Genomic DNA, 15,780 nt, shown 5'->3' on the forward strand with positions numbered 1-15,780 from the left:
CGGCGCGCCATGTCGGTGGAAGGACATTTGCCTCCTGGGCATCGGAAACCGGTACGGCTTTTCCTGTGCGGAGATGTGATGTGCGGCCGCGGCATCGACCAAGTGCTGGCGCACCCCTGCAGCCCCGAGATTTACGAACATTGCGTGCGATCGGCGGAGGGTTACGTGCTGCTCGCCGAGCGGGCGAACGGGTCCATCCCGCGGCGCAACGGGTCGTCCTACATTTGGGGCGCTGCGCTGGGCCAATTGGAGCGCATGCAGCCGGACGCGCGGATCATCAATCTCGAAACCGCTGTGACCCGCAGCCACGACCGCGCGAACAAGGGCATCAACTACCGCATGAGCCCGGAGAATGCAGAATGTCTCGCGGCTGCCAGGATCAACTGCTGCGTATTGGCTAACAACCACGTGCTCGATTGGGGCCGCGCCGGCCTGTTTGAGACGCTGACGACTTTGCAGAAACTCAACGTCAAGGTGGCGGGCGCAGGCCGCGACGATCGCGAAGCGCGCGCGCCCGCAGTGCTGTCCCTTGCCAACGCCCGGCTCCTGATCTTTTCGTTTGGATCGACATCGAGCGGCATCCCGTGCGAGTGGGCTGCGAGACCCAATGCTCCGGGCGTCAACTTGCTGCCTGACCTGTGCGAGGCGAGCGCGTTCGAGGTCGCTGACCAGGTCATGGCAGTCAGGAGGCCAGACGATCTCATCGTCGTTTCGATCCATTGGGGATCCAATTGGGGGTATCGCATTCCCGATGAGCAGAGGATTTTTGCCAGGGCCCTGATCGACCAGGCGGGCGTGTCGATCGTTCACGGGCATTCTCCGCATCACCCGAGAGCGATAGAAATCTATCGAGACCGCCTCATTCTCTATGGCTGCGGCGATTTTCTGAACGACTATGAAGGGATCCGTGGTTACGAGCGTTACCGTGACGACCTGGCGTTGATGTATTTCGCCGACCTGGATCCGGCCAGCGGAAGCCTCCATGCGCTCAGGCTGGTTCCCCTGCAGATCAAGAACTTTCGCCTCTCCAATCCATCGTGGCGGGACATTGAATGGATCCAGCAGACACTGGATGGGGAATGTCAGCAGTTCGGGACAAGGGTCATTGTCGAATCCGAACGGCAGCTTGTTGTTATCGGGCCTAGGGCAAGGACCTAGCGGGCGCGCGATCCGCGAAAAGGCCGCCCCCGCGGTCGACCGGCAAGGTCCGGTCCAAACGCTGAGGCCAGCGGCTGCAAAATCAGTCTGGACTCGGCTTCACCGGCCCAGACCGCGCTTGATCCCGATCGACCACGAAATCCCTTCTCCACCCACAATGCCAGTGACGCTCTGCCCCTTGGCGCGCTCAAGCACCGGTCGCCACGGCACGAGACTAAGATCATTCGCACGTTCGATCAGCGCGAAACGGCCGCTGTTGAGCGTCAGCATGCGCCGATAGGTTCCGTTCAACCGGTCGCCTTGCTTGTTTTCCGCATAGTCCAGTCCGCTTTCGCTCGCGATCCGCGCCGCGACCTCGGCAATCTCGCGACGCTCCAGGGTTTGCAAAAGATTGCGCAAGCCCGAAGCAAACAGGGGCAAATTGAGCAAACTCTGAGGACCGACCGACAAGCCACCTGCCTCGCCTGTCGCGGCTTCACTGGCTTACCACCTAATCGAAATCGCTTTGGTTCAGCTGAAAGCGATGCCGCTGCCGGCGGCGACCTCACTCCTGGGCTTTCGCCCCTTGCTCGTCAGCTTGTTGGGGTTTCAGGCGTGGTCACGCGTGCGTGAAGTCACCGGGTTTTAGCCCGAGTGCCTTCACGGCGGCTTCCGGCAGCGGTCCCAACGCTTCGGCCCTTTCATTCGGGGCCATCACGGCAGCGACGATTGCCTCGGCCTTTGCCGGATCCCCTTCGGCGACGAAGTAGACCGAGCGAACGGGTGGGCCGCCGCCTAACGGTTCAGTTGTTACCAGGACAACCTGACCATTTGCCATGCTCCCATATACCATCGTCGCAGTGCCGCTTCCACGTATGGATTGATCCGCATAAACCCGCAGTGCAGCAACGACCTGACGCGCCAAGCGAATCTGCAACGGTATTGCGTCGTCTCGGCGGAACACCAAATGAAAGGGTATGGGAGGCAATATCGCTCCAGGAGCGAGAACGTGGCCAGCAAATGGATGGCAAACGAGGGGCTCCCGGTAATCGCGCACTTCGAGGTGTGCCACCGCAACTACCTCGCGCCAGACGGCTCGATAAACCGGCCGCTCCCTGTCTTTGCCGCCGACGCCAACTTGCTGGTCGCGCTTTATCGAACCATGGTGCTTCTGCGCCTCTTTGATCGAAAGGCAGTCGCATTGCAGCGCACCGGCCGGCTTGGCACCTATGCGGTATCGCTCGGCCAGGAGGCGGTGTCGGTCGGGATCGCCAGTGCGATGCGCGAAGAAGACGTGCTGTTGCCCTCCTATCGCGACAATGGCGCGCTGATCTGGCGTGGCGTCAAGCTGGAGGAAATCCTGCTGTTCTGGGGCGGCGACGAACGCGGCAACAACTTCTCCGGACCGGTCCACGATTTCCCGTTTTGCGTTCCGGTTGGCTCGCAAGCCCCGCATGCCGCCGGCGTCGCCTATGCCTTCAAGCTGCGCAGAGAGCCGCGTGTCGCCGTTTGCCTGTTCGGCGACGGCGCCACCTCGAAAGGCGATGTATACGAAGCGATGAATTTTGCCGGTATTCACAAATTGCCGGTCGTGTTCGTCGCCGCCAACAATCAATGGGCTATATCGGTGCCGTTGCGATTGCAGACCGGCGCCGAAACATTGGCACAGAAGGCGATCGCTGCAGGCTTCACCGGCGAGCAGGTGGACGGGAATGACGTGGTGGCGGTGTGCGCCGCGGCCGAAGAGGCGATTGCCGCAGCCCGCGACGGTCAAGGCCCCCGCTTCATCGAGGCGGTCAGCTATCGGCTCGGCGATCACACCACCTCTGATGATGCATCACGCTATCGTTCCCCTGAAGAAGTTCAGGCGCATTGGAAGGAAGAGCCGATTGCGCGCTTGAGGGCTTATCTTGCCAGCCAAAATATGTGGGGCAAAACCGACGAAGAACAGCTTGCTGCCGACTGCCACGAGCGCATCGAGGCTGCAGTCGAGCGCTATCTGAAAATTGCGTCACGCCGGCCAGAAACCATGTTCGATCACCTCTATGCCGATCTACCCGAATCCTATGCCGCGCAACGCCGTGAACTGGCGGGAGGGGACGATGCCTGAGGTGACGTTGGTCGAAGCCATCAATCTGGCGCTCGGCCGCGCGATGGAGGATGATGCGAGCGTTGTCGTGCTTGGAGAAGATGTCGGCGTCAACGGAGGCGTCTTCCGCGCGACCGTGGGCTTACAAAAGCGTTTTGGATCGGAGCGCGTCCTTGATACGCCGCTTGCCGAACTTCTGATCAGCGGGCTCTGCGTCGGCATGGCGGTGCAAGGGCTGAGACCAGTCGGCGAGATCCAGTTCATGGGGTTTCTTTATCCCTGCCTCGATCAACTGGTGAACCACGCGTCTCGACTCCGCAACCGCACCCAGGGACGACTCACCTGTCCGATGGTTCTACGCGCGCCGCATGGTGCCGGCATTCGCGCGCCCGAACATCATTCCGAAAGCACCGAGGCGATGCTCACCCATATTCCGGGTTTGCGTGTTGTCATCGCTTCGTCGCCGGAACGCGCATATGGACTCCTCCTCGCTGCGATCCGCGATCCCGATCCGGTGGTGTTTCTGGAGCCAACGCGCATGTATCGCACCGTGAAAGGCGAGGTAGAGGACAATGGCGACGCCTTGCCGCTGGATCTCGCCTTTGTCGTGCGGGAGGGCCGCGACATCACGCTGATCAGTTGGGGCGCGGCGCTGAAGGAAACGATGGCCGCGGCCGATGCACTCACTGTCGATGGTATCTCCGCCGAGGTCATCGATCTCGCCACGCTCAAGCCATACGACGAGAACACGGTACTCCGTTCGGTGGCAAAGACCGGGCGCTGCGTCATCGTGCATGAGGCAGCACGCACCGGCGGATTCGGAGCCGAGATCGCCGCTACTATCGCTGAACGCGGCCTGTCCTCGCTGCTAGCACCCGTGACCCGCGTCACCGGCTACGACACGGTCGTTCCCATGGCACGTCTCGAGCAACATTACATGCCTTCGGTCGAACGCATCGTGACCGCCGCCCGCAAGGCGTGCCAGTTCGGCTGAATTGAAACGGACTTCGCCCCATGCGCCAGTTCATGCTGCCGGATCTCGGAGAAGGCCTTCAAGAGGCCGAGATCGTCACCTGGTACGTGAATGAAGGCGATCACGTCGTCACCGATCAGCCACTCGTCTCGGTAGAGACCGACAAGGCGGTCGTCGAGATACCGTCGCCGTCGAGCGGACGCATCGCGCATCTGTTTGGCGCCAAGGGAGATCTCGTGAAGGTCGGCACGCCGCTCGTCGAGTTTGCCGAAGGCCCCGAGCAGGATACCGGCACAATTGTCGGCGAGCTGGGTACCGGTGAACATCCACCGGTGGCAGGACGCCCTTCCGCGCGACCGGCTGGACAGGAACCTCAAGTGTTTCCGGCGGTGCGTGCACTCGCGCGCAAGCTCGACGTCGTCCTTGAGCTCATCGAGCCCACGGGACCCGGCGGCACCATCACCCGGGCCGATGTCGAACGGGCTGCGAAGAGCATGTCCCCAACCGGACCGGCCGAACCACTGCGTGGTTTAAGGCGCGCGATGGCCCAACGCATGACGACAGCGCATGCTGAAATCGTCCCCGCCACCGTAACCGATGAATCCGACATCGACGATTGGCGGCAGGGCGAGGACGTGACAATCCGCCTGGCGCGGGCCATCGCTGCCGCATGCAAAACAGAACCCGCGCTCAATGCCTGGTACAGTTCCCGCACCGGAGAACGGCGTCTGATGCAGCGCATCGATCTCGGCATCGCCGTCGATACCGGGGGCGGCCTCATCGTTCCCGTGTTGCGCAATGTCGCCGAGCGGGATGTATCGGACTTGCGGGCCGGACTTGACCGGCTGCGGGCTGACGCAATCGCGCGCTCGATACCCCCGGGGGAACTGCGCGGCGCGACGATTACACTGTCGAACTTCGGGATGATCGGAGGTCGGTTTGCCAATCTGGTCATCGTGCCGCCGCAGGTGGCTATCGTAGGCGCCGGCCGGATCTCGGAGCGCGTAGTCGCGCATCGGGGCCAGCCCGCGGTGAGGCGCCTGCTTCCATTGTCGCTTACCTTTGACCATCGCGTCGTGACGGGTGGTGAAGCTGCGCGCTTCCTGGTCGCGCTCAAGTCAGACCTTGAACTGGCTTCGTGAACCACTGTTTGCTGAGCCACCGTTGCAATGCGCTCTTGAGAAAAAGTCTTTCGGCTGATCCAAGCCGTCGCACTGCACAACGGCGTGCGCCGACATGGGCATTGAGGTTCCGGAACCGAGCACCATATTTTCGGCAAGGGAGTCCTTGCCGTGCAGACCGTAAAGGCGGCCCTCGTAGCGGCGATAGCAGTCGTCGCTCTGGTTGTCTCCCTCCTTCCCGGTTTAGCGGAGGAGAGTGGCAATCTTGCACTGATTGTTTCGATCGACGGAGCGATCGGACCTGCGTCGGCGAGCTACGTGAAGGACGCTTTGGCCAAGGCAGGCGAACGACGCGCCGACATTGTCATTCTGCGTCTGAATACGCCGGGCGGCCTCAACACCAGCATGCGCGAGATCATCGCGGATGTGCTCGCTTCGCCAGTTCCTGTCGTCGGTTACGTCGCTCCCTCCGGAGCGCACGCGGCGAGCGCCGGCACCTATATTCTTTACGCGGCTCATATCGCAGTCATGGCGCCCGGCACCAACATCGGTGCCGCAACCCCGGTGCAAATTGGCGGCCCGATACCGGGTCTGCCGAGCGGCACCCCGGACAAGGAAGGCAAGGACAAGAAGGATGGCGAGCGCCAGCCCGAGCCGAAGGACACCATGACGGCAAAGGCGACAAATGACGCTGTCGCCTTCATCCGCAGCCTCGCCGAATTGCGTAGCCGAAATGCCGACTGGGCCGAGAAGGCGGTTCGTGAGGCCGCCACCCTCTCTGCCAGCGGCGCGCTGCAGGCAAATGTCATCGATCTCATCGCACGCGATCCGGCCGAATTGCTCAGGCAGGTCGATGGTCGCGTGGTCGAGGTTGCAGGTGGCAAGACGCAACGCCTGGCGACGAGAGGGGCCGTCATCGAGGCCATCGATCCCGGATGGATCTCCCGATTCCTGGCAGTCATCACCGATCCCAACGTCGCGTTTATACTCCTGATGGTTGGCATCTACGGGCTGATCTTCGAATTCATGTCCCCCGGTGCGATCGCCCCGGGCGTCGTCGGCACGATTTGCCTGCTGCTGGGCCTCTACGCCCTTAATTTGCTGCCGATCAACTTCGCCGGCCTGGCCTTGATGTTGGTCGGGATCGCACTTCTCGCCGTCGAGGCCTTCAACCCGACCGTCGTGATCGGCCTCGGAGGGGTTGTCGCCTTCGTACTGGGAGCGGTCATGCTCTTCAGGATTGAAGAACCCGGCTACCGACTGTCGTGGTTGGTCATTGCCATGGTAGCAGCGACGTTCATCGGCTTTGTTCTCGTCGTACTCGACTCGCTTCGGCGCGCTCGCAGCGGTCCAGTACGGGTCGGCGCGCAAGCCATGCGAGGCCTGTCTGCAGAGGTTCTCGATTGGTCAGAGAATGAGGGTCACGTCTTTGCGCACGGCGAGCGATGGCAAGCGCGCGGCGCCGAAACCTTCAAGCCGGGCGAGGTGGTTGAAATCGCCAACATCGTCGATCTGACGCTGGTGGTCCGGCGCGCGCTAGCCCCGACCTCCGAGGGAGGCACATCATGATGCTTGATTATTTGACCTATGCAGCGCTTGCGGTGCTCGTCATCGTATTTCTGTTTCAGGCCATTCGCATCCTGCGGGAATACGAGCGCGGTGTCGTCTTCACGCTCGGCCGCTTCACCGGGGTGAAGGGCCCGGGCCTCATCATCCTCATTCCAGGCGTGCAGCAACTCGTGAAGGTCGATCTCAGGGTGATGGTGCAGGTCGTGCCGCCCCAGGACGTGATTTCGCGCGACAATGTCTCGGTCAAGGTCAACGCCGTTCTCTACTTTCGCATCGTCGATTCCGAGCGCGCCATCATCAAGGTCGGCGATTACATGGCCGCGACCAGCCAGCTGGCACAAACCACGCTGCGTTCGGTGCTCGGCAAGCACGAACTCGACGAGATTCTCGCGGAACGTGACAGGCTAAACGCCGACATCCAGGAGATCCTCGACAAGCAGACCGACGTCTGGGGCATCAAGGTCACAGCGATCGAGATCAAGGATGTCGACCTCAACGAAACCATGGTACGCGCGATCGCCAAGCAGGCCGAGGCGGAACGACTCCGACGCGCTAAAGTAATCAATGCGGTCGGCGAGCAGCAGGCCGCCGAGAAACTCGTCGAGGCCGGCCGGATCCTCGCCCAGGAGCCGCAGGCGATGCAGCTACGCTATTTCGCAGCTCTGCATGACATCGCGGGCGAGCGGTCCTCGACCGTGGTCTTTCCGCTCCCGATGAATCTGCTCCACCAGCTTGGTCTGCGGAGCGATTCAACGTGACTTTGGTCATTTGCCGAAGAGACACAAATAGTCTGATCCAATCAGAATCGCAGCCGTGTTGCCCATCATGGCGCTCGGGGGCCTGCCGTGCTATGCTCCGCCATTCACTCGATATGGTCTTTGACTCCGTGTTCTCGTTTGGCCTCGAACACCCCTTCCATCCCTGCGAGGGGGGCCCCTCCTCCGCGCCATGTACTTTGCGACGCTGGTCTGGCCGATGTCGATGCCGAGCTTGAGAAGCTCTCCATGGCTTCTTGGCGCTCCCCACAACGGGTTGGCGACGCTGATCTCGCGGATCAGCGGGCGAATTTCCAATGGTACAACTGGTCGACCGCGGCTGTGCTGCGATTTCCAGTGCCAATACGATCTGGAAACCGGCGCGGTGCCAACGGATCACGGTATCCGGCTTCACAATCGTCAGCGCCTTGATGGCATTTGGTACCAATCGATACAGCCCAACAAAGATCAGGCGATCCACGGGACCGATGGCCGGTCTCTTCGGCCGGTGCCGTCGCTGGATGTTAAGTTGATGACGAAGAATCAGGACCTCAGCTTCCAGCGAGACCCGCGACCGGAACAATGAGACCAGCACCGACCAGACCATGCTGTAAGCTTCTCTCATAAGGCAGAAGCACTGCGTGATTCGGCCCCACGTACCAGCCGGATTAGGTTCCGACAGGCACAGGTACTGGCGCGCGGGTATCGGCAAATGGCTTTCCGCTAACAGTGGAAGGCACACCAAGCAGTCCGGAAAGCCTGGTTCGCCCCAAACAGTCAACCATTGGCGATCCGAACAGCCATGTCCGCGGCCATTGAACCGGATTTGCGGCTCGCGCTCGCCGAACCGCGCTTTCAGTGGTTACGATCCACGTAGTCCAGCACGCCGCTGCAGTTCTGAGCGTTACCTCAACGCGCGCTGAAGGTGAGGCCGGCGCGTTCCTTCAGGCGCTTGCGCAACGCCGGTCCCATCAGTGCGCCCGGGGTCCATATCCCGCCCTCGCCCTGCAGGTCGCGCACAAGGCAGAGAGCGCTCTCGGCGATCATCTTGCTGGTCGAGCCGTAGCCCGGATCGCGGTCGCCCGTGACTACCGCCTCGACCCGTCTGCCATCCGGCAACTCGCCAAGGAAGAGGATGTCGTAGAAGCCCTTCTCGCGCACTTCCCGAGTCGGGCCTGCGCCGGGTCTGAGACCGCCGGTCCCAAACATGGAAACCAGCGTGGCGAATGTCTCCGTCGTCACGCGAGCGACTTCCCCCAATCCCGGCGCGACCATCATCTCGTCGTAAACGAAGTCCGTGCCGTACGGATGACCCAACAGGAAATTCGTGCGGTGCACATTCTTGGTGTTGATGGGAGCCATTGGGAACGGCACAAGCCACGCGTTCATGCTCGGATCGTATCCGGGGATGAGGCCCGACGGCTGAGACGGCCCGGTGAATCCCGGCGTCAACGCGAAGGGATCGGTCAGCAGCCGGATCAGGGCTGGGTCGCGCGCGGCGCTGGCCAACGTCGCCTGAGCGCTCGCCGCCGTGCCGCCCGACATGCCGCCTTTCACCTTGCGCAGGCGGGCTTTGACTCGCCGCGCCGGGCGACCGAATTTCTCACGCGCCTTCTCCTGCAACGTGAGCACGCCGAGATCGAACGGGATGGAATCGAAGCCGCAGGAGAAGACGACGCGCGCGCCGGTCCGTTTCGCCTCTTCGTGATGGGCGTCAATCATGCGCCGCATCCAAGCAGGTTCACCGCACAGATCAACATAGGCCGTGCCCGTGGCCGCGCAGGCCGCCACTAGCTCGGGACCGTGGAGCTGATAAGGCCCGACCGCCGTGATGATCACGGCCGCCCGCTCGCACATCGAGCGCAGGCTGGCCGGCTCAGCGGCATCCGCCTTGACCAAAGGCAAATCGTCGGGTGCGCCGATGTCGGCCCGCACCTTCTGGAGCTTGTCGGTCGAGCGCCCCGCGATCGCCCAGGACGGAGCATCGTCGCCGCGATAGGACGTCGCCAGATATTCGGCGATGAGACGGCCGGTGTAACCCGTCGCGCCATAGACGATGAGGTCGAGGTCCCGCTTCACGACGTTGTTCCTCTCGAGACCCGGGAGCGATATCTTCAGATCAGTGCTCTGTACGCTTCGCGGCCACTGTCGCCAGGGGCCCACGCAACATTCGCTACCAGGCGGGCGCTATCCCTTACGCGGACCGGTCTTCCACCGGCGATCGCACCAGCTTACCTGGCGCACTCACACGCGGACGCTCGGCACCAGCAGCAAATGCCATTTGAGGGCCCAACGCTTCATTGAACTGTCCCATCGCGTTTGACGTAAGATACCACAGTTCCCGCCTTTGGGCGCGCAGCGTCCGGTTGGCGTCCGGTTGGCGTCCACTTTCGGACCCATGCGGGATCGGAGACTCTTGCAGTCGTCTGATACGCATCCGTCTCGCGAAGGCTCATTGTAAGCAGTGTCGTCTCGACGTATGTCTAGTTTCACCGCAAAAGCGGACACGCGCCGCTCTGTATCGGGGTGCGATGAGCGCGATTGTTACGCCTGGAATCGGGCCTTCTACGCCCGCAACGGCGAACTCATACACAATTGAAATTGCTTGTGATTTTTCCTGCCCCCAATGGTTCGACGGGCGTCGGCACCGACTTCGGCCTCACGCTGCCGCAGGGCATCTCAGCACGCCTCACGACAGCGTGCGCCTTGATAGCTATGAGATCGTAGTATTGTCGTCGGGAGCTGTCGAAGCTTTGAGACCGAGGATCTTGCGTAGGCGCCCGATCCGCGGTCAAGCCAATGGCGCTCTAAGAGATGCACTCCATACTCAAGCTGATGATCGCGACTGCGGTCTGACGGCGCGCAAATGGAGGACATTATGGCGTGGCGTGACGACAAGGCCCGGGCAACTCTGATCCGCGATGCAGCGGGTAACGTTCAGCCGGGCAAGAGCCCCCGGGCCTTTGCCGAGCCCTTGTTCGGTTACACCAATATCGAGGACCTCGCCAATTGCGATGCCGCTTCGCTTGCCCTCCTGGCGGAGCAAGCTTGGGAACACGTGCAGCGGCGCACGGCAGGCAGCGCCGAAATCCGCATCGTCAATCCGACGATGCCGGACGGGCGCGAGATTTCGGTGCTCGAAATCCTCAACGACAATATGCCCTTCCTGTTCGATTCCACCATGGCGGAGCTCGCCGAGCAGGGCATCGAAGTCAGCCTCGTCGCCCACCCGATCATCGCGGTGGAGCGCGATGACCAGGGCAAGCTGCTGCGCTTCTACGGCGAAGCACTGCCGGAGGGAGCAAAGGGCACGCGCGAAAGCCTGATTCATCTCCACATCGCCCGCCTGGACGCCGATGCCGACCGCCAGAAGCTGATCGACGGCCTCACCAGGACCTTGGACAACGTCCGCGCCTGCGTCGCCGACTGGCGCGCCATGCGCGACCGCGTCGAGGAAGCGATCAAGACTTTCTCTTCAAATCCGCCACCGCTGCCGATCGACGAGGTCGCCGAAGCCAACCAGTTCCTGCAGTGGCTCTGCGCGGACAATTTCACCTTCCTTGGCGTGCGCGAATATCGCTTCTCGCCCGACAGCGATGCGTCCGACGACATTACAACCGGCGAAGGCCTCGGCATCTTGCGCGACCCCGATGTGAAGGTCCTGCGCCGCGGCACCGAAATGGTGGTGATGACGTCGGAAATTCGCGAGTTCATGCGCGAGCCAACCTTGCTGATCGTCGTCAAGGCCAATGTCTCCAGCCGCGTCCATCGCCGCATCCGGATGGATTATGTCGGCATCAAGCTCTATACGCTCGACGGCCGGCTCGAGGGCGAATTGCGCGTTGTCGGCCTGTTCACCTCAGGCGCCTATACCCGCTCGGTACGACAGATTCCTTATGTCCGCCACAAGGTTTCGCGGGCGCTCCAGCGCGCCGGCTTCGACCCGAACGGCCATTCCGGCAAGGCGCTCATGCATATTCTCGAAGAATATCCGCGTGACGAACTGTTCCAGATCGACGTCGACACTCTCTACAATTTCGTCATCGAGATCCTGATCCTCTACGAGCGCCCCCGCGTCCGGGCGCTGGCGCGAGTGGACAAGTTCGATCGCTTCGTATCCATCCTCACCTTCATTCCACGCGAGAAATACGACACCGACGTCCGCACCCGTGTCGGTGCCTTCTTGTCGCAGGTCTACAAGGGGACCCTGGCCGCCTCCTACGTATCATTCCCTGAAGGGGCGCTTGCGCGGGTCCACTACATCGTCGGACGCTATGAAGGCAAAACTCCCGTGGTCGAGCGCGCCACGCTCGAAGCCGGGATCAGCGCCATTGCCGCGACCTGGGCCGACAAGCTGAAGGCCGCGCTCACTGCGTCAACCGATGGCATGCGGGCACGCATGCTCACCAACCGCTATGCCCAAGCGTTTAGCGGCGGCTATACCGAGGTTTTTACTGCGGAACAGGCGATCATCGATATCGACACCATCGAAAAGCTCACGCCGATCCGTCCGGTGACGATTTCGGTTCATCGCGACGATGGCGAGGACGATCCCAGGCGCTTCGGTCTAAAGGTGTTCTCGGACGCGGCACCGCTGTCGCTGTCCTATCGCGTGCCCGTGATCGAAAATCACGGCCTGCGCGTGGTCAACGAACGTACCTATCAGATCGTACCCCGCACCAGGCAGGTGCCGGTATGGCTGCACGACATGACGATCGAGACTAGCGACCGCGAGCCGATCGAGATCAACCCGGAGCTCAGCCAGCGCCTGGAAGCCTCGATCATGGCGGTGGTCGGCGATCGCGCCGAATCCGATGGATATAACGCGCTCATCCTGCGCACAGCCCTGGGCTGGCGGGAAGTCTCGACCATCCGGGCGCTGTCGCGCTACCTGCACCAGATCCGCGCTCCGTTCACCCAGGATTATATGTGGGAGACCTTGCGCAAGAACGCCACGATCACGGCCACCCTCCTCGCGCTGTTCCAGACTCGCCTCGATCCACGCCTCGCCTCCACGGAGCCCGAGCGCTCGGCACGCGAGACGGCCCTGCTTGCCGAGATCGAAGAGCAGCTCAAATCCGTCGCCTCGCTCGATGAAGACCGCATCCTGCGCCGCTTCACCAATCTGGTGCAGGCAACCATCCGCACCAATCTGTGGCAGGTTGGCGAGGATGGACATCCGCGTCCGGTGATCTCCTTCAAGTTCGACGCGCGCCGGATCGACGACCTGCCGGTTCCACGACCTCTCTACGAGATCTTCGTCTATTCACCTCTTGTCGAAGGAATTCACCTGCGCTTCGGCAAGGTTGCGCGCGGTGGCTTGCGCTGGTCCGACCGGCCGCAGGATTTCCGTACCGAGATCCTCGGCCTAGTGAAAGCGCAGCAGGTGAAGAACGCCGTGATCGTGCCGGTCGGCGCCAAGGGCGGCTTCGTGCCCAAGCGCCTGCCGGCGCCTTCCAACCGCGACGCGTGGCTCGCGGAAGGTACCGAAGCCTATCGCATCTTCGTTCGCTCGCTGCTCGAACTTACCGACAATCTCGACGGCGACATCGTCGTGCCGCCCGAATCCACCGTGCGCCATGACGTCGACGACCCCTACCTTGTCGTCGCCGCCGACAAGGGCACCGCCACCTTCTCCGACGTCGCCAATGCGATATCGGTCGAGAAGAACCATTGGCTGGGCGATGCCTTCGCCTCCGGCGGCAGTCAGGGCTATGACCACAAGAAGATGGGGATCACGGCGCGCGGCGCCTGGGAGGCGGTCAAACGCCACTTCCGCGAACTCGGCACAGACATCCAGACCATGCCGTTTACCGCGGTCGGCGTAGGCGACATGTCCGGCGACGTTTTCGGCAATGGCATGCTGCTCTCGCCGGCGACAAAGCTTGTGGCGGCTTTCGATCATCGCGACATCTTCATCGATCCCTCGCCTGATCCTTCGATCAGCTTCGCCGAGCGCAAGCGCCTGTTCGACCTGCCGCGATCGAGCTGGCAGGACTACGACAAGTCGCTGATCTCGCAGGGCGGCGGCGTGTTCTCGCGCCAGCTCAAGGCGATTCCGCTCGCTCCTGAAGTGCGCACCCTGCTCGATCTCGACAAGCCGCAAGCCACGCCTTTCGAGGTGATGACGGCGATCCTGAAGGCGCGCGGGGACCTCTTGTGGTTTGGCGGCATCGGCACCTATGTCCGCTCCTCCGGGGAAACCGAGGATCAGGTCGGCGACCGCGCCAACGATCCGATCCGCATCACGGGCGGCGACGTGCGCGCCCGGGTGATCGGCGAAGGTGCCAATCTCGGCGTCACCCAGCGCGGCCGCATTGAAGCGGCGCAGAAGGGCGTCAAGCTCAATAACGACGCCATCGACAATTCGGCCGGCGTGAACACGTCGGACGTCGAAGTCAATATCAAGATCGCGCTGGCGCGCCTCGAGCGCGAGGGACGCCTCAGCCCCGTCGACCGCAACAGCCTGCTAGCCGCGATGACCGACGAGGTCGGCGCGCTGGTGCTGCGCAACAACTATCTGCAGACGCTGGCGCTCTCGCTCGCTGAGCGCAAGGGCGTCGCCGAGACCGGCTTCCTCACCCGCCTGATGCAGTCGCTCGAGCAGCGCGGCTTACTTAGCCGCGCGGTGGAGTTCCTGCCCGACGACGCAGCGCTCACCGAGCGCACACGGCGTGGCCAGTTCCTGACGCGGCCCGAGCTTGCCGTGTTGCTCGCCTACGCCAAGCTGACCCTCTACGATGACCTGCTCGTCACCAACGTGCCCGATGACCCCTATCTTGCTCGCGAACTATCTCAGTATTTTCCGCGCGAGGTTCAGGACAAATTCCCGACAGCGGTCGAATTCCATCGACTGCGGCGGGAGATCATCGCGACCAGCCTCGCCAATGCGGTGATCAACCGCGGCGGCCCCGCCTGCGTCGTGCGCCTGATCGACGAGACGGACGCCGATATCCCGACCATCGTCATGGCCTACGTGGCGGTCGATGAATGCTACGGGCTGAAGTGGCTCAATGACGCGATCGATGCGCTCGATACCTTCATCGATGGGCAGGTGCAGCTGTCTCTCTACGCTTTTGTGCAAGACCTACTGCTCTCCCGCATGGTCTGGTACGTGCGCAATGTCGATTTCACGGACAGGCTGGAGGCCGTCGTCGCGCGCTTCGGCCCGGCTATTCGCCAGATCGTCGCCGGGCTCGACACCACCCTGCCGCCGGACTTGCAGGCCGCACGTGCCAAACGTCGGCAGGACCTGACCGATGCCGGTGTCCCGGCCGGCCTCGCCAGCGAGCTCGCCGATCTCGACGCCCTGGTCTCGGCACCCGACATCGTGACGGTTGCGGAGCGCACCACCCGCCCCATCGGCGACGCCGCCGCGACCTTCTTCGCCGCCGAGGCGAATTTTCGTCTCGACCGCATCATCGCCGCCGCGCGCGGCGTGCCGGCAAGCGATTATTTCGAACGCATGGCCATCGATCGCGCCGTGGAGCAGATCGCCGGCGCCGAAAGAAGACTGGCCGCGGATATGCTGGCAACCGGCCAGTCCGGCCAGCAGGCTGTCGAGACGTGGCTTGCGGCGCACCCCGAGGCGACGCGGATCCGCCGCTCGGTGGAGGAGATTGCTGCGGGCGGCCTGACGCTCGCGAAGCTGACGGTGGCCGCGAACTTGCTGGGGGACCTGGTCAAAGCCTGAGGGCGTGCGAGGTAGCGACATAGGACTCTGGCGTGCAATGTCAGGGCACGGTTGTTAGCCGGCGAATGGAGGGACCCGATGATCCACGCGACTTGCCATACCGCCGATAACGTCCGCTGTCTCGAGTTCGATGCCACACCGTGGTTCAGGGAGGCTGACGTTCCGAGTATCATCGATTTGGCCCATCGAGGCTGGGCCAGCACAACGATTGCGGACTCCCTCGAGCGCCGACGAGGATACGAAGGCCTGCATGAACTCGTTGAGTATGTGGCGAAGCGACTGCAACCCGACTCCCTCGAGGATCCAGCTTGGGAAGCCTTCGAGTGTATCGTCGACGGGCCGGACGCGGTGGCCTGGCTCGAGAGAAACCGGCCTGATGTTGCGGCAAGAATCCCGAGCCAGAGCCGGGATCAACCGTAAGCAATCCCGCTCTTGCAGCGGCA

Annotated in this window: 11 protein-coding genes; 8 read left to right on the forward strand and 3 right to left on the reverse strand. The window is 62.6% G+C overall.

What is annotated here, in order from left to right; all coding sequences use genetic code 11:
• Positions 1 to 9: 9 nt before the first annotated feature.
• Positions 10 to 1,158 carry a CapA family protein gene (locus tag QOU61_RS24440; RefSeq protein WP_289653757.1) on the forward strand — a complete coding sequence of 383 codons (1,149 nt, stop codon included), beginning with the start codon at positions 10 to 12 and terminating at the stop codon, positions 1,156 to 1,158.
• Between the two features lie 99 nt (positions 1,159 to 1,257).
• On the opposite strand, the gene QOU61_RS24445 is transcribed toward QOU61_RS24440, so the two are convergent.
• Positions 1,258 to 1,608: a DUF3363 domain-containing protein gene (locus QOU61_RS24445; RefSeq protein ID WP_289653758.1), complete on the reverse strand. Its 351-nt coding sequence runs from the start codon at positions 1,606 to 1,608 to the stop codon at positions 1,258 to 1,260.
• A gap of 148 nt (positions 1,609 to 1,756) precedes the next feature.
• A complete protein-coding gene (locus QOU61_RS24450; protein WP_289653759.1) occupies positions 1,757 to 2,062 on the reverse strand; it encodes a hypothetical protein in 306 nt (101 codons plus the stop codon).
• 99 nt (positions 2,063 to 2,161) lie between these two features.
• On the opposite strand from QOU61_RS24450, the gene pdhA reads away from it, so the two are divergent.
• From pdhA to QOU61_RS24480, 6 genes are all read left to right on the forward strand, one after another.
• Positions 2,162 to 3,247, forward strand: coding sequence for a pyruvate dehydrogenase (acetyl-transferring) E1 component subunit alpha (gene pdhA / locus QOU61_RS24455; protein WP_502876975.1), 1,086 nt, complete (start codon positions 2,162 to 2,164; stop codon positions 3,245 to 3,247).
• Positions 3,240 to 4,220, forward strand: a complete 981-nt coding sequence (locus tag QOU61_RS24460) for an alpha-ketoacid dehydrogenase subunit beta (protein WP_289653761.1) — start codon at positions 3,240 to 3,242, stop codon at positions 4,218 to 4,220. The genes pdhA and QOU61_RS24460 overlap by 8 nt, the downstream gene beginning before the upstream one ends.
• Before the next feature lie 20 nt (positions 4,221 to 4,240).
• Positions 4,241 to 5,341, forward strand: coding sequence for a dihydrolipoamide acetyltransferase family protein (locus QOU61_RS24465; RefSeq protein ID WP_289653762.1), 1,101 nt, complete (start codon positions 4,241 to 4,243; stop codon positions 5,339 to 5,341).
• A 150-nt stretch (positions 5,342 to 5,491) separates the two neighbouring features.
• Positions 5,492 to 6,889 carry an NfeD family protein gene (locus tag QOU61_RS24470; RefSeq protein WP_289653763.1) on the forward strand — a complete coding sequence of 466 codons (1,398 nt, stop codon included), beginning with the start codon at positions 5,492 to 5,494 and terminating at the stop codon, positions 6,887 to 6,889.
• Complete coding sequence (locus QOU61_RS24475) at positions 6,886 to 7,647, forward strand: slipin family protein (protein WP_289653764.1); 762 nt, start codon at positions 6,886 to 6,888, stop codon at positions 7,645 to 7,647. The genes QOU61_RS24470 and QOU61_RS24475 overlap by 4 nt, the downstream gene beginning before the upstream one ends.
• Positions 7,648 to 7,837: 190 nt before the next feature.
• Positions 7,838 to 8,230, forward strand: a complete 393-nt coding sequence (locus QOU61_RS24480) for a hypothetical protein (RefSeq protein ID WP_289653765.1) — start codon at positions 7,838 to 7,840, stop codon at positions 8,228 to 8,230.
• Between the two features lie 323 nt (positions 8,231 to 8,553).
• On the opposite strand, the gene QOU61_RS24485 is transcribed toward QOU61_RS24480, so the two are convergent.
• Complete coding sequence (locus QOU61_RS24485) at positions 8,554 to 9,723, reverse strand: saccharopine dehydrogenase family protein (RefSeq protein ID WP_289653766.1); 1,170 nt, start codon at positions 9,721 to 9,723, stop codon at positions 8,554 to 8,556.
• Between the two features lie 787 nt (positions 9,724 to 10,510).
• Here QOU61_RS24485 and QOU61_RS24490 point away from each other — a divergent pair.
• The gene (locus QOU61_RS24490; protein ID WP_289653767.1) at positions 10,511 to 15,337 is read left to right on the forward strand and encodes an NAD-glutamate dehydrogenase; all 4,827 of its coding nucleotides are present in this window, start codon (positions 10,511 to 10,513) and stop codon (positions 15,335 to 15,337) included.
• Positions 15,338 to 15,780 lie beyond the last annotated feature (443 nt).

This window comes from Bradyrhizobium sp. NP1 (genome assembly GCF_030378205.1).
In the GTDB taxonomy this organism is placed as follows: Bacteria; Pseudomonadota; Alphaproteobacteria; order Rhizobiales; family Xanthobacteraceae; genus Bradyrhizobium.

Excerpts from the sequence above, each read along its gene's own strand:
- QOU61_RS24460 (WP_289653761.1), top strand. The coding sequence starts at position 3,240 with ATGCCTGAGGTGACGTTGGTCGAAGCCATCAATCTGGCGCTCGGCCGC.
- QOU61_RS24480 (WP_289653765.1), top strand. The coding sequence starts at position 7,838 with ATGTACTTTGCGACGCTGGTCTGGCCGATGTCGATGCCGAGCTTGAGA.
- QOU61_RS24475 (WP_289653764.1), top strand. The coding sequence starts at position 6,886 with ATGATGCTTGATTATTTGACCTATGCAGCGCTTGCGGTGCTCGTCATC.
- QOU61_RS24440 (WP_289653757.1), top strand. The coding sequence starts at position 10 with ATGTCGGTGGAAGGACATTTGCCTCCTGGGCATCGGAAACCGGTACGG.
- QOU61_RS24465 (WP_289653762.1), top strand. The coding sequence starts at position 4,241 with ATGCGCCAGTTCATGCTGCCGGATCTCGGAGAAGGCCTTCAAGAGGCC.
- QOU61_RS24490 (WP_289653767.1), top strand. The coding sequence starts at position 10,511 with ATGGAGGACATTATGGCGTGGCGTGACGACAAGGCCCGGGCAACTCTG.
- pdhA (WP_502876975.1), top strand. The coding sequence starts at position 2,162 with ATGGCAAACGAGGGGCTCCCGGTAATCGCGCACTTCGAGGTGTGCCAC.